The following is a 16214-nucleotide window of genomic DNA, read 5'->3' as shown; positions in this document are numbered from 1 at the left end:
GAAGACGGCTTCGAAGCCGTCTCACTGGAGACTGGACATGAAAACGAAAAATTTCCCGCTCAAACGACTTGGGGGCGCAGCCGTGCTCGCCTTTACGTTGGCCTGCCCCGCACACGCGCAGAGCAGCGTCACGCTCTACGGCGTGATATCGACATCCTTAGAATACGTTAGCAACTCGCGCGGCTCTCATCAGTACGCGCTCGCGAACGCGGGAATGATGCCACCGCGCTGGGGCCTTCTCGGGTCCGAGGACCTCGGGAGCGGTAACAAGGCAATCTTCACGCTCGAGGACGGTTTCAATGTCACAAACGGCGCGATGCTGGGCGGCGGCATCTTCGGACGACAAGCGTTTGTCGGTCTGTCTAACGATCGACTCGGGACGATGACGGTCGGCCGTCAGTACGAGGAAATGACGAAATCGCTGTGGTTCGCGACGGCGGCCAACACGTTCTCAGGCTACGGCGCGCATATCGGTGACAACGACAATATGTTCTTCACGAACCGCTTCAACAATGCGGTGCGCTACGCCTCACCCACAATCAAGGGTCTCACGGTCGCAGGCAGCTACGCCTTCTCGAACACGACGCAGTTCTCCAACAATAACGGCTTCAGCGGTTCGGTCACTTACATGAGCGGTCCGCTCAAAGTCGGCGCCGCCTTAACGCAGTTCAACCGGCGCACCAATTCACCGACGCCGAACCTGACCACCGGTGCTGTTGACAGCACAGGCTGGGGATTTTCTTCGCCGTTCGTGACGAGCCCGGGCGGTTCGGGCGTCAACCAGCAGCGCATCATGGGTGTCGGCGGAACTTACGACTTCGGCTTTTTTAACGTGATTGCCGACTACACCAATGTGCTCTACAACTATTTCGATTCGAGCGGTCTGCGTCTGCAAAACTTTGAAGGTTCGGTCTACAAACTATTCACGCCAGACTTCGAAATGGGTTTGCAGTACGTCTACACGCTTGGGGACTACTCGATTGGACGCTCGGTGCATTACAACCAGATCGATCTAGCCTCACATTATTTTCTTTCGAAGCGCACCGAGTTGTTCTTGATCGGCATCCACCAGCGTGCCTCAGGGCCGAACTCTTACGCGCAAATCTATACGGCGAGTCCGTCGTCAAGCAGGATCCAGACGCTGATCGAAGCCGGCATCATGCACAAATTCTGAGTTCGTCGAGGAGGAGCATCATGAAGCGTCTGCGCATCGGCATGATCGTGCCATCATTAAATACCATTGCGGAAGACGACTTCCGCAGGTATTGCCCGCCCGAAGTGGCTTACCACGTCCATCGGCTGCGGCTGCGCAAGGAAAACGGCATTGTTACCGAGGAAAGTTTGACGGGCGCGTATCTCGAGGCAACCGAAGAAGCGGAGTTTCTGAAGGACATGTCGCCCGACGTGATTGCGTTCAACTGTACCGGCGCGAGCATTGCCTACGGCCCGAATTGCGATACACGGCTGGCCGAACGGATGAGCTCGCGCCTCGGTGTGCCCTCGACCAACACGATGGTAGCGGTTAAGGATGCGCTCCGTGCAGTTGGCGCGGCGCGCATTCTGCAGGTCTGCCCATTTGGCGACACCTTCTCGCGTGTCGAAGCGCAGTCACTGTCCGATGCGGGCCTCGACGTACACCGTTCGGTGTCGCTCAACTTCACTGATGCCAAGGTTGCCGCGCGCATGGAGCCGTCCGAAGTCGTCGAGCGTGTATTGCAGAATATCGATGACGGCACGCAGGCAGTGTTTCTATCCTGCGCCAACGTGCGTGCGTTCGAGGCAGTGCCGGAACTTGAGCGGTCGCTCGGTATGCCCGTTGTCACCAGCAACCAGGCGATGCTGTGGGGCGCATTGCGACTCGGGGGCTGGCGTGGTGCGATCGGCAACGCTGGGCGATTGTTCGCCGAGGGAAATGTGGACTGAGTGTCCAACAAGCTACGCGTCTGTCAGCTACTGGGCGTCGGGTCCGAATGCTGCGGCGCTGCTCGCCGCCGGGCGGACGGACTGTCGCCCGTATGTTTGCTAAAAGCGGCGCGAAATGCGCGCTCGGATTGGTAGCCGACTTGCGCCGCGATTTGTTGGATTTGCAGGTCGGAGCGTTCGATTAACCGTCGAGCGAGATGCATCCTAAGTGCAGTCAGATACTCCGCGGGCGGCTCGCCGACGAGTTCCGCGAACCGTGCTGCAAATGCGGAGCGAGACATTCTGGCTTGCTGCGCCATTCGTTCGACGGGCCAAGATGCCGCTGGGTCACGGTGCATGGCTTCGAGCGCGCGTGCAATGCGGGCATCACTCAGTCCGCGTAGCCAGCCTGATGGTGGGGATGCGTCGCTCAACGCGTAAGCCCGAACCAGACCGACGAGAATGAGTTCGACGAGCCGGCCAGAGAGTCCGCTGAAACCAGGACGCGCGGCGGATTCCTCGGTCGCGATAAATTCGATGGCCGGGCGGAGCCATGGCGCGATCGCTTGATCCGACGCGCGCGTCACGATCTGCCTGGGTAGTGCCTTCAGCAGGCGCTCGCCTTCCTCTCCGGACGAAAACGCGACCGCAAGTAGATTCGCGGCCGGCTCCGCCGACGCAGCACCGCCGGGGGCCACGTAATCAAGGCGTACTGGTGCAGCGGGTGGCGTGCTTCGCTGATAAGGCGGCATGTGGTGCGAACTCCAAACATCGCGCATCGGCGCGCGCGGCGCACTCGCGTGTGCCGACAGCTTAAGCGGCCCGCCCCGTGGCGCCAGCAACGAATCGCCGGCGTTGAGTTGAATGCCATCGCGCCCGTCCCACGATACCCAGCAGCTACCACCAAGCACGACGTAGTAGTAGCCCGGCAATACGCCTTCGATATCGAAACCCCAGTCCCCGAACAGACGAAAAACACCGAGCACGTGGCCATCGCATTTCATCGACGACAGCGCTTCGCCAAGCAGATCCACATCAGTCTCCGAATTACGCGGGCGGGCCTACTAGGAAGCACGCCACGCTGGAGGATTCAGCCGCTATCTCAGCGGATAAGGCATATCGCTCCGAGCATGACCGATTCTATAGTCGGCATCAATGACAATGATGCGTGGCTGCATCAATACAAACCATTAGGAGCGAGACGTGTATCCCTTGAACCAACCCGAACCTTATCCCCGCAATCAGTGGTATGTGGCCGCGTGGCGAAATGAAATCGGGCGCACCTTGTTCGAGCGGCGAATTCTCGATGAACCTATCGTCTTTTACCGTACTGAAGCCGGCGAACCGGTCGCGCTAGCAGGTTTGTGCCCGCATCGCCTATATCCGCTTCGCGAAGGCCGGCTCGTCGGCGATCGTGTCGAGTGTGGTTACCACGGCTTCACATTCGATTGCACTGGCGCGTGCGTTGACATACCGTCGCAAACAAAAGTGCCATCGCGGTTCGCGACCCGCCGCTTCCCGGTGGTCGACCGTTGGGAATGGACGTGGATCTGGATGGGCGACCCGGCGCTCGCCGACGAGACCCGAATCCCGCCGATCAATTCCATCGGACTCGGAGCAGATGGATGGCGTGCCGATGCAGGTGTGCTCACTCCGCTTGGCACACGTTTTTCGCTGTTGCTCGAAAACCTGATGGACCTGAGCCACGTCAGTTTCGCGCATGCGAAGAGCCTGCCGGGCAGCACATCGCTCGCGGCCATCCCCGCGACGATCTCCGAGGATGGGGAGATTCTTCGGGTCGACCGGAAGCTGCCGACGGGACCGCTCGAAGGTTTTGGGGCACACCTCCATCCTGATTTAGCCGGCACGGTCTGCGAAGACCGCATCGTGTCGGATTATTTCGGGCCTGCCTTGGTGCGAACCGGCGGTCGCTATATCGTGCCCGTTAGCGGAGGCCAGACGCGCGCGTTCAACTTTATCCACGGCGTGACGCCAGAGACTTCGACGACCACGCACTATTTCAATGCGATTGCCCGAAATTTCCGGCTCGACGACGATGACCTCAGTTACGGCGTGCTGGCGCAGATGAAGCGGGTGATCGACGAGGACGTGATTGTGCTGAATACCATCGAGGCATACGTCGATCGTCATGCCGCCACCGAACACGAACTGTCTTGCCAGGCGGACGTTGGCGCGCTGAGAGTGCGTCGCAAACTCGCTGCGCAAGTCGCGGCAGAAGCGACGTTAGCAAAGAAGATCGTTCCGATCACCCCGGCCCTGGCACGCGACGGCGTGGCGCGTCCATGAGCGCGCCGGCTTTGCGGGTAAGGATCGTCCGGCGCAGCGAGCAAGGACACACTATCTGCGCGTTCGAACTTGCGGCAGTCGATGGCGATGCGTTGCCCGATTTCTCGGCAGGCGCTCACATTGATCTGCACATCAGCGAAGGGCTCGTTCGACAGTATTCACTGTGTAATGCACCCGGCTCGGTCCGTTATGAAATCGCTGTGCTGCGCGATCCGCAGTCTCGCGGCGGATCGAGCGCAGTGCACGATCGCTTGCAAGAAGGCGATATCGTAACGATCAGTCCACCGCGCAATCATTTCGCGCTCGATGAGAGCGCGCGGCGCAGCGTGCTTTTTGCAGGCGGCATCGGCGTGACACCGCTATTGAGCATGATGGAACAGCTCTCACAACAGCACGCGTCATTCGATTTACACTACTGCGTGCGGTCATCAGCACATGTTGCTTTCGCCGAGCGGCTTAATGAAGATCGATTTGCCGGACATGTCCACATTCACGCGGATGATGTAACTAACTCGTCGCGGTTCGAGGTCGCTACGTGCATAGGGGCGCCGGACGCGCTCACGCATGCTTACATATGCGGACCGACTGGTTTTATCGACTGGGTCGTGCAAGGCGCGATCGCGTGCGGTTGGCCGCTCGAAAATCTACATGTCGAACGATTTGCCGCAGCGGCGGACGTACAAGTGGAAGGAGGGGAGGCGGATCGGGCCTTTGAGATCGTCATCGCCAGTACAGGGAGGGTGATTCACGTTGCGCCAGGGCAGACTGCGGCAAATGCGCTGATCGACGCTGGAATTGACGTGCCGTTGTCTTGCGAGCAGGGGGTATGCGGAACGTGCCTCATGGGCATCCTCGACGGCGATCCCGACCACCGGGACTGGCTTTTAAGCGATGACGAGAAAGCGCGCGGCGACCAATTCACGCCGTGCTGCTCGCGCGCCAAGTCGCAGCGACTCGTTGTCGACCTATAGGCGTTTGAGGGGTTGGTTCACAAGGCCGGGTTGGACACGGACCATTGGTTCATTAAGCCGCGTTGCGTTGATAGATCAAGGCTCATTTCAAGAGCTAGCGACTCTATAATCTGTAAATTGCAGCAGATCATTGAACGGAGACATAGTGATGAAAGCGAAGATCGTAAAGGTGGCATTGTCGTTACTCGTAGCGGGTGTATGTGCGTCCGTCGCAATGCCGTCGCAGGCACAAGACACTGGCTTAACCGCCACAAATGCAACGCAAGCCGCGCCGACGACCAAAGCACAAAGGAAAGCGGCGAGGAAACAGGCACGCGCTAAGAAGAATGCAGAGCTAAAGAAGCTTGAGGATGCGGGCTACAATCCTTCGAGAGCAAACGATCCGAGTTATCCTGAAGATCTTCAGAAAGCACAGAAGAAGGCCGGCGTCGGTGTTGGAGCAAGCCAATAAAGAGGTCGGTAAGGCAAGCGTCGCAACAATCTTGAAGTGGCGGGGCGATATTTGGGACGCACGCAAGTGCTGCAAGTGCTCGACCTTTCTGGTCACCGACGTCGTCAGATACGCTTCGGGCAGCCGGACGTTGATCTGCTCGCACTTTGTGAACGAAGACGCCGCGGCTGTATGCATCAACTTTCTGCTGCGGAAAGAACACAAGTCGGTGCTGATTCGCGAGCCTGCGTCATGTCTTGAAGACAAGTCTGGCGCGCAGGCGAACCTTGAGCAAGCGGAAGTCGCGTTGAAGGCAATGTGCGCGTTCTCCAACAGTGTTGGTCATGACACTGGAGCTCTTGCCGCGCGACAACCGGTGTTGTTACCGTTGCCGAAGCGAAGTACGGCACGAGTCAGGAGAGGTCTCGCCTTGCGGGCAGGCGAGAGCAGATTGCAAAAAATCGAACCGGTCATACCCATGACCGAAGGAAACACATTCCGATTGTAGGACGGAAGTTGACATAATAACAATTATCAATGTTTATTAGGTATCCTAATATTTTTTAAGTCAGATTGATTGTCGGAGTTGCTTTCGGCTCGAGGTAACTCAAATCTCCGCTCCGATGCTGACTTACAGTGCCGCTTCGCCGCGGCCTTCGACCGGAAGTCGCGTCCCGGATCTTGAGTTAGCGAATGAGTCATGTCGACCCACAGCAGCCGGTTGTTCAATTGCGAACCTAAGGGCTGGTAGCGGAGCGGACCGGTCATCCAGACCACCGTGTAGAGACAACAGTTCAGTGCGGCCTCCGACTAGCGCCAAGTCGGAAATTCGAGTGACCCACGCGCAGATGTATCGTGAAACAGCCGGTAATGCTTTAAGTCGAGCGGCGTCTTCAAGCGTCGCTACCCCTTTGACAGCCTTGGACGGGAGACTGGAAACACTCACTGCGTCGCAAAAATGTCGACACAATCTCTGGCCAACTTGCGCCGCCGTATTAAATACCCACATCAATACGCTCGGCTGTGAATTCGACAAAATGCCCTCGGAAATTGATGCGCAGTCGTAACAAGGATGTCGAAGCTAGAACCCGTCCACCCGCTGCAGCAGCTAGTCCGCAAAGTCTGGCGTCTCATAATTGAGGTGACACGCAACAGCGTCGAGGGCGCGCAGCACAAGTAGATTGGTGGCGGCTCAGCCTATTGGTGGCCGTGTATGAATCTAGTCGCGCGTCTATGTTGAGGGGCGTCAGGCTCCAGCGGCTCAAACTCCGTGTGATCGGCGAATAGTAGCCAGCGTCGATCAAGAGAACGGTTGGCCTCGTGATGTAGTCTTCTAAATTGGCGATTCGATGCATGCCATATGGATGCGAATAAGTAGCGTTTCCGTAAGTAACATTTATTAGGAGCGCATTTTGGACGATCGATAGCGCTCGCTGCGACCTAGAAAGATTACGGGACGAAGCTGGCACAATTCCGCCTGCATCAGAGATGTCCACGTCGCTGATAAAATCGGGGCCAAACCGTGCAGCGCTGGGCTGGAAACACGTAAGCTTCTTCCGAAAGCGCTGTTCACTTATAATGCATAGAGCAAAGCGAACTATGAACGCCACGACGAAATGGCCCGTGCTGTCACATGGTTGTGAAGGTTGGCAGGGTGAGCTTTCTGCGCGCATTGCTGAATTTGATTGGACGAACACTGCGCTCGGTCCTATCAAAGATTGGTCAAATAGTCTTCAGTCAGCCGTGCGTTTTGTGCTGGCGTCCCCTCTGCCACTCGTGATGCTGTGGGGCGAGCCCGGAACCATGATATATAACGATGCCTACTCTGTTTTTGCTGGCGGCCGGCATCCGTTTTTGCTTGGCAAACCAGTCGAGGAAGGCTGGCCTGAGGTTGCCGATTTTAATCGCAACGTCGTCGACACTTGCCTGAAGGGCGGCACGCTTTCATACAAAGACAAACAACTGACGCTGCACCGGAGTGGCGTGCCAGAAGAGGTTTGGATGGACCTGCATTACAGCCCAGTGGCAGAGGACAACGGTGCTCCGGCGGGCGTTATTTGTATCGTGTTCGAAACCACCGGGAAAGTCCTCGCTGAACGCGAACGGAAGCTCGCTGAGGATAAGTTGCTTCGGCTGACGCAGACGCTCGAAGAGAGAGTCGCTGATGCGGTGTCTGCTCGCGTGCAGGCCGAAGAGAAATTCCGTCAAGTGCAGAAGCTTGAGGCAATTGGAAACCTCACTGGCGGAATCGCCCACGACTTCAACAATGTGTTGCAGATTATCTCGGCAAATGTGCAGTTGTTGAATCGGACGCTCGACGGCGACAGTAAAGTAGCGTCGCGCTTAGAAGTAGTCACCAATGCTGTGAATCGTGGCGCAAAGCTCGCGACGCAAATGCTTGCTTTCGCTCGGAGACAACCGCTTGCTCCGCGAGTCGTCAATCCATCGAAGCTCGTCGAAGTGATGCTGGAGTTGACCGCGCACGCGCTTCCTGAGTCGATTGAAGTCACAACGTCCGTTGATTTGCCAGTGCGCAACATCTACGTAGACAGGAACCAGCTTGAGAACGCCTTACTTAACCTAGTAATCAACTCGCGTGACGCCATCCGAGACGTCGGAAAAATTGTTCTTCAGGTCAGTAACGAAGATGGCGAACGTGCGCTTAAGTCTGGGCCGCCCTTGCCGAAGGGTATGTTCGTCAAGCTCTCCGTCTCAGACAACGGCTGCGGCATGTCAGACACGATTCGCACCCGCATATTCGAACCTTTCTTTTCAACGAAGCCCGAGGGCCAGGGCACGGGGCTAGGGCTAAGCATGGTATTTGGGTTTGTCTCACAAAGCGCTGGATTCATCGATGTCGAGACTACGGTGGGCAAAGGAACGACCGTATCGCTATATTTCCCGGCGACCGACGCCCCAGAAGAGGACGTGGCTGTGATTGCAAGTCCTCACGCTCGCGGTGGAGAGACCATTCTGGTTGTAGAGGACGACCCGGATGTCCGTCTGGCCGCGATAGACATGCTCGCGCAGCTTGGCTACAAAGTGCTTTCAGCCCATGACGGTGACTCAGCATTGGCCGTACTCCAGCGATGCTCGCGTATTGACGTTCTGTTCACCGACGTCGTCATGCCCGGTACAATACGAAGCAGCGAGCTGGCGCAACTAGCCAGTCAGCCCCCACACCGCGCCGCCGTCGTCTATGCATCAGGTTACACGCGTGACATTATTTTTCATGAGGGCCGCTTGGACGAGGGCGTCACGTTGCTTAGCAAACCCTATAGCGCAGATGAGCTAGCTCGGACAATTCGCCAGGCTCTTGATTTACGCTCGCCTCTTGCCCGGTAACCGTCGCCCCTTCCTTTTAGATAACATCTCGCTTCGCACATGCCCGCAGGCAACATATACTGCAGTCGGGTGCAGAGCTGTTCTGTGGGTAAAAGTAAACTTGCTGCGCTCAAATGCTGAGATGCCGAATTGCGTCAGCGCACCACCCGCCGCACATGCAGCTCACTTAGCATAAGACTTCGAAGGTTAAGAAAGCATACCTTATGTTTCAGCGCTCAACTACAGCTCGTCGCTGGACCTCGCGCACAGTGTCCGTCACGAGCAGAGCAACGCGCGTGCTTGTGGTCGATGACAACAGCAATGCGGCCGATGCACTCGCCGCCTACCTCGCGTCAGACCAGCAGAAGGTCATCGCGGTGTACGGCGGCGCTGCTGCTATCGCTGCAACATGCGTATGGAAGCCGGACGTGGTGCTGCTGGACATCTCGATGCCTCACATAGACGGATTCGCAGTGGCGAAGGTCATCAGAAGTTCCCATCAAACGTCCTCTGCGATCGTTATTGCCTTGACCGCGCTTGATGAAGCATTCGTCAAGAAGAACTCAAAGGATTTCGATTTCGACGCATATTGTCAGAAAGGCCTGTTCCTTGACTCCTTAACTTCACTTCTCTTAGGCCTGCGCGGCATCTCGGAAAACGAAGACCAGGAACAGCCCGTACGCCTTGTTCCGGTGCAAACAAGATAAGTGACGGTCGACGGTGATGCACCGACTGCAGTGCCTTCTTTCTGCCGCAGCTCCGCAGCGAAGGCTTCGATCCGGCTCCAAAGTACCGAAGGTAAAAACAGCAAATATTGACGTACGCCCTACGGTCAATAAGAGTTACCAAGACCGGACGCTCGAAACCTCAACGTCTCCTAAAATCCTTAGCCGTTAGGAGAATCGAGTTGTCGCTGCAAGTTAGAGTTTTTCGTTCGGCAACGGCAAAGATGCGAGCGCGACCATCTAGGAAACATCGCAAAATGCGTTGGTCGGCGGCTGAAGGCTCGAGCCAGAAAAACTGTTGCAACGCTTCGATCTTCATGACGCAGGCGATGGACTGGTTGTTCCTCATCACCGAGAATTCGACTCCGCGCTTGGTCAGGCGAAGTGGAGGTTGATTGATTGGAAGTTCCATTGCTTGTTAAGTCAATCGCCCGGCGCTAGAGCTCGGGGTTCGTAAGATCACCTTCGACAATGCTGCGCCCGATCTGCTGGGCAGCCGAGATCGCGTCGTCCTTGCTTGCGTAGGGGCCGATCGGCAAAGCGCCGTCAAACGGGAACAGCAGTTTTGCGTCGGTTTTGCGGACCACCTTCAACGTCCCGTAAAAGCCACTTGCTCGAGTGCCACGATAGGACGCGTAGATGGCGAAATCGCACTCCGACAAACCAGGCGTCGGTGGCATTGGTTTTGTCGGATAAAGAACTAGCTTTGGTCGTTTCCCAATCGACATATCAACGTCTCCGGATTCAAACTCTGCCGGACCCAGAAAGGCAAATTTAACAGCGCATAACTGGGACCATATTCTACGGTATTCATCGATAGCCCAAGAAGCGGCTACCCGTCTTTGACTTGATCGTCGCGTATGGAGTTTGCGGCTCCATCGCAGGACCGACTGACCGAAGCGCCGACGTGCGCTGCCGCTTCAGATGGAGATTCGCTAATACGAGTAACTATGTATTGTCATCACCCGCTATGGGAGTGCGAGTCGCGAACCGCTGAATGAGGGCATCAAGGTCTTCGGGCGCGCCGACATTGAACTCGAGATTACCGATGGCCAAGCGCACAGTTCGTCCGGCGCGTCCTTGCAGCCATGCACATGCAGCTCGTCCCAGTACCGGTCCGATCGGTTGAGCCAAGGGGACGACGAATTCTCCTGTGAACCCGCTGTCGATCGCAGCACCGGCCACTGTCAATGCGACAGCATTCATTCGGATGCCACTAGCGCGTATCAAGCTCAAAAAACGCTTCAGCTCTACCTGATGGTCAAAGCCGCAAATTTCGTCATCCGTGAGCGAGCGGATTAAGCTTAAGCGAAGCGTAGCGGCGCGCTCCATTGATTTTCTCCAAGATAAGAGGGGGTGTAAATGGTCGTCCAGCCAGCTTTTGCTTCGGTACGCACGAACAGGCAGAGCGTTGTTCGCTTGCCGGTAGGCATCGCTGGCTAGTTTAAGAGGTGTCCGCGTTAGAAAATTGCTTTGCATCGATCCGCTCTAGGCCGACCATTGTATTGGCCTTCACCGGTCCGGGGAATGACGTCTGGACAAGCGACTGCAATGCCTCTCCGCGGCTGTGCTAGGCTGCGGAAACAATCAATGCGCTTTATGCTCCGCAAGGAGTTTTTCAAGTTCATGAATCGGCGCCGGCTTGACGAGATGATGAGTAAAGCCGGCTTCGGCTGACAACTTCTGGTCTTCTTTTTGGCCGTAACCCGTGTGAGCCACAAATACCGCGCTTTTGGTGCCGGGTAGTACATGAAGCTCACGGGCAAGACTGTAGCCGTCCATGCCCGGCAGCCCGATGTCGAGAATGCAGGTGTCAAAACTTTCCTTGCGAGCGCGCTCTATCGCGCCGGCTCCTTCATGCTCGATCGCTACGTCGTGACCCAAAATGTGGAGCACCGCGCCTAGCGATTCGGCAACGTCCACGTTGTCGTCGACAAGGAGAATGCGCTGTCGCTTGAAAGCAGGTTGGCGCGACGTCTCGTCATTCACGTCTTGCTTGGCCACGGATCTTGCCGCGACAGCGGGCAACCGGACGACGAACTCACTACCTCGACCCAAACCTTCGCTTGATGCGGTCACGGTTCCTCTGTGTTGATGCACAAGGTTTTTCACTAAAGCTAGACCGATGCCCAAGCCGCCTTCGCTGCGCGCAGCAGTTTGCTGGCCTTGCTCAAAAAGGTCGAAGGCCCGTCTCAGCAGTTCGGGCTCCATTCCAACACCATTATCCATGACTCGAACGACAACGTTATCCTCGGTGCTCCCGACCTCAACGCTGACGAGCCCGTTCTCGGGTGTGTATTTCGCTGCGTTGTTAAGCAAGTTGCCAACAACTTGCACCAAACGAATGTAGTCGCCGCAAACGCACGCGGGATCGGCCCCGAAAACAATGTTCAACTGATGTCGTTTCTTCGCAAAGGTTGGCCTGACTTGCTCTACAGCGTCATGGACGACCTCCTTCATATCCACCGTGCGCCACTCGAGCGCAACGCGGCCGTGCGTCACCCGTGAGACATCAAGCAAATCGTTCACAAGCGCTGTCACGTGTTTGACTTGACGTGCGATCATCTCGCTTGCTCTGAGCACGCGGCCGTCGACCCTTGGATCCATCGAAAGCATTTCAGCACTGGCACCGATTGGCACGAGTGGATTTCGCAGTTCGTGGGCCAGCATCGCAAGGAACTCATCTTTGCGACGGTTGGCGTTTCTTAACGCGTCCTCCGCGACTACTCTGTCGTTGATATCCGTATTGGTTCCGACCCATTTTATGATGATGTTGTCCGCGTTCCTTAGTGGCCTCGCACGGGCGAGTATCCACCGATACTCGCCCGCGGCGTTGCGAGCGCGGAAAATCGCCTCGGAAGGCTCGCCTGTCTCGACAGCGCGTGCCCACTGTCTTCGCGCATCGTCCCTGTCGGCGGGATGAACGAAGCTGACCCAAAGGCCGTCCTCTATCGGTGCTGTGCCGGCGAAATCCGCGAATTGTTCATTGAAGTAATCGACCGATCCATCCGGGCGCGCGGTCCAAACCATCTGTGGCAAGGCGTCGATAAGCTTCAACTCACCAACGTCTTGTTGGCGAATAGTGTCGCTCGGTAAGAAACTGTCAGTGTTCACGACTCTGAATCCAAACGGTTGCACCCAGGCAAAAAAGCATCGGTGCGTCACCGTGTAAGGGCCTCTCAGGTTTGGTACACGCGGCTTTCATGGCGCGAACACCGCACGCACGCAGCCATCCGTTTTATGCTTGAACATGTCGTAGCCACGTGGTGCGTCTTCCAGCGAGAAGCGATGCGTGGCAAGGTAGGCGGGATTGAGCTCACCTTTCTGTGCGTGCCCAAGCAACCGGTCCATATAAGCTTGCCCGTGCTGCTGCGCGCTGCGCACCGTCATGCCCTTGTTCATGATGGCGCCCATCGGGAACTTGTCGATCAGTCCGTAGACGCCGAGCACTGACAGTGTGCCGCCTTTACGACAGGCCATGATTGCCTCGCGCAGTGCCTGACCGCGATCTGTCTGCAGGCGCAACGCCTGCTTGACTCGGTCATAGGGATATTGCGGTCCGACGCCATGCGCCTCCATCCCAACTGCGTCGATGCAGGAATCAGGGCCTCGCCCGCCTGTCATTTCCTTAAGCGCATCCACCACGCTGTCGACGCTGGTGTAATCAATCGTCTCGGAGCCGGCGTGCTCGCGGGCCATCTGCAGCCGCTCTGGAAATCGGTCAATCGCGATTACTCGCTCGGCGCCCATCAGCCGCGCGCTTTGTTGTGCCATCAGACCCACGCCGCCGCAACCCCAGACCGCGACCGTATCGCCCGGGCTGATCTCACAAAAATCCGCGCCCATGTAGCCCGTGGGCGCGGCATCCGAGAGAAACAGGGCCGTCTCGTCGGCTACCCCGTCGGGAACCGTGAAGCAGTCATTGTCGGCAAACGGTATGCGTACGTATTGCGCGTGCGCGCCCGCGTAGCCCCCGAAGGCGTGGGTGTAGCCGTAGATCCCGGCGGTGCTCTGTCCTCCGAACAGCGGCGCCTGGAGCTCAGGCTTGGGATGCGTGTTGTCACACAACGAGTAAAGGGAATGTTGGCAATACCAGCATTGGCCGCACACAATGAATGAAGGAACGACGACGCGCTGGCCCTTTGTCGCGCGCTTCACGGCGGGCCCGACCTCTTCGATGACGCCCATGAACTCGTGGCCAATCACGTCGCCGGCCTTCATGGTGGGGATATAGCCATCGATGAAGTGGAGGTCCGAGCCGCAAGTCGTCGAAAGGCTCACGCGCAGGATCGCGTCGTGCGGGTTCACGATTTCGGGGTCGTTCACTGTGCCGACACGCAGGTCGTTCACGCCATTCCAGTAGAGTGCTCGCATGTCTTTTCTCCTTAGCGCGTGTCGGGGCGAGCGGCAGGCTGGCGCCCAGTGGTCGGAATCTCACCGGTTTCAATCAGGCTCTTGAAACGCCGCAGCGCCCTGTCAGCGACTAAATCCAGCGGTGTGGTTCCCAGGAAATTCAGTAACGCCTCACCGACGTCACCACCAGGCGGGTCGAAACGAAAGTGCAGCGTGGCTTCAGTGCCACGGTCGGCCGGGGCGGGGCTGAAGCGGACCGATCCCTCGCTATAAATGGCGGCGTTGGACAACGAGCGCCAACCGACGCCCTTGCCAGGCAAGTCCACCGTCTCGGTGTCCCATTCGTAGGCGCGGCCGAGCGGAGCCTGTACCTTCCAGTGCATGCGGCCGTCTCCAGTCGGACGCACGCTTGCGAAACCTGCCATGATCTTCGGAAGCGTGCGCGGGTCGAGCCAACAATCGCGAAGCTCATCGGCAGTCTTGCCAATCGTGATCGAGCGCTCCACTTCCGGCTCGTCGCTGGAAGCGCCGGCCGGCCTGTCGCTGCCCGCCTTCAAAAGGTCGAGCTTCCCGCTGCGCACCGCGGCCACGCCCGCCAAGGCCGTAAGTGCAAGCGCCAAAGCGCCCTTGTTTCGACCGCCGAGCCCGACCACGATCGAGGCCGCGCCCAGCGTCAAAGGAAACCAGCCAAGGCCCTGCGACGACCTACTGGCCGAGGCGGCCGACAAGCTGCGCCCGCTCTGCGATGATTCACCTTGTTTCGAAGCGAAGTTGCCGTTTGTCATAATCAATCCTCGTTGGTCGGTGGCCCGTTACGCGGATTAGTCGATGCGATGTGGCGCAAGCAAGTGTTCGTGATGTTTGCGCCGTTCGAGACGCTCATAGGGCTCGAAAGTCCGCGTTAATGCACATGGAATGACATCTCAACAATATTCGTATAACTAATTGTAGGTCGTGATTGAGTCGACCGCGCGAACCCTTTGAGCTTGTCTAAAGGCTGAATGACCGATCGGTTTGTCATCAGGCATAAGCCGCGCTTGTCGCATGAGACGCGTACTCCTAGTTCATCTTTTAGCTTGCCAATACATTCTCATAAATCTCCAGATACCTGCGCACCATTTGGGCAGCGGTGAAGCGCTCTTCGAAGGCCTGGCGGCAGCGCCGACGGTTCAACTGCGCAGTGCGACCCACGGCATCGACGGCCTCTTCGATGGTGTCAACAATGAATCCAGTGATTCCGTCGTCGATGATTTCGGTAACGGAGCCGTTTCGAAACGCAATGACAGGCGTGCCACAGGCAAGCGCCTCGACCATCACTAGCCCAAATGGCTCAGGCCAGTCGATAGGAAATAGCAACGCACGCGCATGACCTAAAAAATCGTCCTTGCCCAGCTCGGTGACCTCGCCATGAAAACTCACGAGTGGGCTGCAAAACAGCTCTTTTATCGATTGCTCGAAATAGGCTTGATCAGCGCGATCGACCTTGGCTGCAATGACGAGTGGTACGTTGGCGCGGCGCGCGATCTCGACTGCCCGGTCTGGACGTTTCTCCGTCGCAATCCGGCCAAGAAAGGCCAGATAGTCGCCCGGCTGTTCGCGGAATGTGTATAGATCGTGGGGCAGTCCGTGGTAGACGGTGGCCTGCCAGTTCAACCAAGGCAAGGGCCAACGTTGTGCGTCGGAGATCGACATCACCGGAATGTCCGCAAACTTCTGGTAAAGCTGTTCAAGACCAGGCGTGTCCAGCCGTCCGTGCAAGGTGGTGAGGTGAGGGCAAGCCAGACGGCGGGAAAATGGGAAGTGTAAATAGTCGACATGATAGTGAATCAAGTCGAAATCGGGCGATTGGCGCACCACCTGTTCCAACATTGCGAAGTGCCACGCTTGCCGATCGGTCGTATCTTCAATGAGACGCAGTGCGCACGGGCAAGAGGCGATCAGACGCGCGCGGGTGGTCGAGTCTGCGCTAGCGAAAAGCGTGACGTCATGCCCAAGCTGGACAAGTTCCTCCGTCAGATACGAGACGACCCGTTCGGTGCCTCCATACGCCTTTGGTGGGACGCTTTCGTAAAGTGTCGAAACCTGAGCTATTCGCATGACTGAGCCTCGCTTGCCGCCTCTGCCCGTTGCCGTGATGAGAACAGGTGGAAGTGTCAAGGTAATGCGCGCACCCCGAAGCAATTCAATTACCAGTCGAACATA

The 16214-nt window shown here is 57.4% G+C and carries 16 protein-coding genes; 8 read left to right on the top strand and 8 right to left on the bottom strand.

Features of this window, described 5'->3' with window-relative positions; all coding sequences use genetic code 11:
- The first annotated feature begins 37 nt into the window (after positions 1–37).
- Both P9250_RS30915 and P9250_RS30910 read left to right on the top strand, forming a co-directional pair.
- Complete coding sequence (locus P9250_RS30915; RefSeq protein WP_310397092.1) at positions 38–1174, top strand: porin; 1137 nt, start codon at positions 38–40, stop codon at positions 1172–1174.
- A gap of 20 nt (positions 1175–1194) precedes the next feature.
- Positions 1195–1923, top strand: a complete 729-nt coding sequence (locus tag P9250_RS30910; protein WP_310397090.1) for a hypothetical protein — start codon at positions 1195–1197, stop codon at positions 1921–1923.
- 23 nt (positions 1924–1946) lie between these two features.
- On the opposite strand, the gene P9250_RS30905 is transcribed toward P9250_RS30910, so the two are convergent.
- Positions 1947–2936: an AraC family transcriptional regulator gene (locus P9250_RS30905; protein WP_310397089.1), complete on the bottom strand. Its 990-nt coding sequence runs from the start codon at positions 2934–2936 to the stop codon at positions 1947–1949.
- 178 nt (positions 2937–3114) lie between these two features.
- Between P9250_RS30905 and P9250_RS30900 the strand changes: the two genes are divergently transcribed.
- The 6 genes from P9250_RS30900 (at position 3115) to P9250_RS30875 (ending at position 9641) form a co-directional block, all read left to right on the top strand.
- The gene (locus P9250_RS30900; RefSeq protein WP_310397087.1) at positions 3115–4209 is read left to right on the top strand and encodes an aromatic ring-hydroxylating dioxygenase subunit alpha; all 1095 of its coding nucleotides are present in this window, start codon (positions 3115–3117) and stop codon (positions 4207–4209) included.
- Positions 4206–5180 carry a PDR/VanB family oxidoreductase gene (locus P9250_RS30895; protein WP_310397085.1) on the top strand — a complete coding sequence of 325 codons (975 nt, stop codon included), beginning with the start codon at positions 4206–4208 and terminating at the stop codon, positions 5178–5180. Before P9250_RS30900 ends, P9250_RS30895 begins: the two co-directional genes overlap by 4 nt.
- A 148-nt stretch (positions 5181–5328) precedes the next feature.
- Complete coding sequence (locus P9250_RS30890; RefSeq protein ID WP_310397083.1) at positions 5329–5631, top strand: DUF4148 domain-containing protein; 303 nt, start codon at positions 5329–5331, stop codon at positions 5629–5631.
- Complete coding sequence (locus P9250_RS30885) at positions 5615–6118, top strand: hypothetical protein (RefSeq protein ID WP_310397081.1); 504 nt, start codon at positions 5615–5617, stop codon at positions 6116–6118. The genes P9250_RS30890 and P9250_RS30885 overlap by 17 nt, the downstream gene beginning before the upstream one ends.
- Positions 6119–7209: 1091 nt before the next feature.
- A complete protein-coding gene (locus tag P9250_RS30880; protein WP_310397079.1) occupies positions 7210–8955 on the top strand; it encodes an ATP-binding protein in 1746 nt (581 codons plus the stop codon).
- 281 nt (positions 8956–9236) lie between these two features.
- Positions 9237–9641: a response regulator gene (locus tag P9250_RS30875; RefSeq protein ID WP_310397077.1), complete on the top strand. Its 405-nt coding sequence runs from the start codon at positions 9237–9239 to the stop codon at positions 9639–9641.
- 160 nt (positions 9642–9801) lie between these two features.
- Here the strand turns inward: P9250_RS30875 and P9250_RS30870 are convergent, their stop codons facing one another.
- The 7 genes from P9250_RS30870 to P9250_RS30840 form a co-directional block, all read right to left on the bottom strand.
- On the bottom strand, positions 9802–10071 hold the full coding sequence (locus P9250_RS30870; RefSeq protein WP_310397076.1) for a DUF1488 family protein: 270 nt from the start codon (positions 10069–10071) through the stop codon (positions 9802–9804).
- Positions 10072–10096: 25 nt separating this feature from the next.
- The gene (locus tag P9250_RS30865; RefSeq protein ID WP_310397074.1) at positions 10097–10387 is read right to left on the bottom strand and encodes a DUF6723 family protein; all 291 of its coding nucleotides are present in this window, start codon (positions 10385–10387) and stop codon (positions 10097–10099) included.
- Positions 10388–10607: 220 nt separating this feature from the next.
- A complete protein-coding gene (locus P9250_RS30860; RefSeq protein WP_310397071.1) occupies positions 10608–11138 on the bottom strand; it encodes a hypothetical protein in 531 nt (176 codons plus the stop codon).
- Between the two features lie 108 nt (positions 11139–11246).
- Positions 11247–12773, bottom strand: coding sequence for an ATP-binding protein (locus tag P9250_RS30855; protein WP_310397069.1), 1527 nt, complete (start codon positions 12771–12773; stop codon positions 11247–11249).
- A gap of 87 nt (positions 12774–12860) precedes the next feature.
- Positions 12861–14033, bottom strand: a complete 1173-nt coding sequence (locus tag P9250_RS30850) for a zinc-dependent alcohol dehydrogenase (protein WP_310397067.1) — start codon at positions 14031–14033, stop codon at positions 12861–12863.
- 11 nt (positions 14034–14044) lie between these two features.
- Positions 14045–14797 (bottom strand): SRPBCC family protein, encoded by a 753-nt coding sequence (locus P9250_RS30845; RefSeq protein ID WP_310397064.1) that lies wholly within the window; start codon positions 14795–14797, stop codon positions 14045–14047.
- 286 nt (positions 14798–15083) lie between these two features.
- Positions 15084–16109, bottom strand: a complete 1026-nt coding sequence (locus P9250_RS30840) for a glycosyltransferase family 4 protein (protein WP_310397063.1) — start codon at positions 16107–16109, stop codon at positions 15084–15086.
- Positions 16110–16214: the final 105 nt, after the last annotated feature.

This window comes from Caballeronia sp. LP006 (assembly GCF_031450995.1).
Taxonomy (GTDB): domain Bacteria; phylum Pseudomonadota; class Gammaproteobacteria; order Burkholderiales; family Burkholderiaceae; genus Caballeronia.
Note: the sequence above shows the minus strand (reverse complement) of the source record. Positions and strands in the feature narration are given on the sequence as shown.

Coding starts and splice junctions, on each gene's coding strand:
- P9250_RS30915 (WP_310397092.1), top strand. CDS start 38: ATGAAAACGAAAAATTTCCCGCTCAAACGACTTGGGGGCGCAGCCGTG.
- P9250_RS30860 (WP_310397071.1), bottom strand. CDS start 11,138: ATGCAAAGCAATTTTCTAACGCGGACACCTCTTAAACTAGCCAGCGAT.
- P9250_RS30910 (WP_310397090.1), top strand. CDS start 1,195: ATGAAGCGTCTGCGCATCGGCATGATCGTGCCATCATTAAATACCATT.
- P9250_RS30840 (WP_310397063.1), bottom strand. CDS start 16,109: ATGCGAATAGCTCAGGTTTCGACACTTTACGAAAGCGTCCCACCAAAG.
- P9250_RS30850 (WP_310397067.1), bottom strand. CDS start 14,033: ATGCGAGCACTCTACTGGAATGGCGTGAACGACCTGCGTGTCGGCACA.
- P9250_RS30895 (WP_310397085.1), top strand. CDS start 4,206: ATGAGCGCGCCGGCTTTGCGGGTAAGGATCGTCCGGCGCAGCGAGCAA.
- P9250_RS30865 (WP_310397074.1), bottom strand. CDS start 10,387: ATGTCGATTGGGAAACGACCAAAGCTAGTTCTTTATCCGACAAAACCA.
- P9250_RS30845 (WP_310397064.1), bottom strand. CDS start 14,797: ATGACAAACGGCAACTTCGCTTCGAAACAAGGTGAATCATCGCAGAGC.
- P9250_RS30890 (WP_310397083.1), top strand. CDS start 5,329: ATGAAAGCGAAGATCGTAAAGGTGGCATTGTCGTTACTCGTAGCGGGT.
- P9250_RS30880 (WP_310397079.1), top strand. CDS start 7,210: ATGAACGCCACGACGAAATGGCCCGTGCTGTCACATGGTTGTGAAGGT.
- P9250_RS30870 (WP_310397076.1), bottom strand. CDS start 10,071: ATGGAACTTCCAATCAATCAACCTCCACTTCGCCTGACCAAGCGCGGA.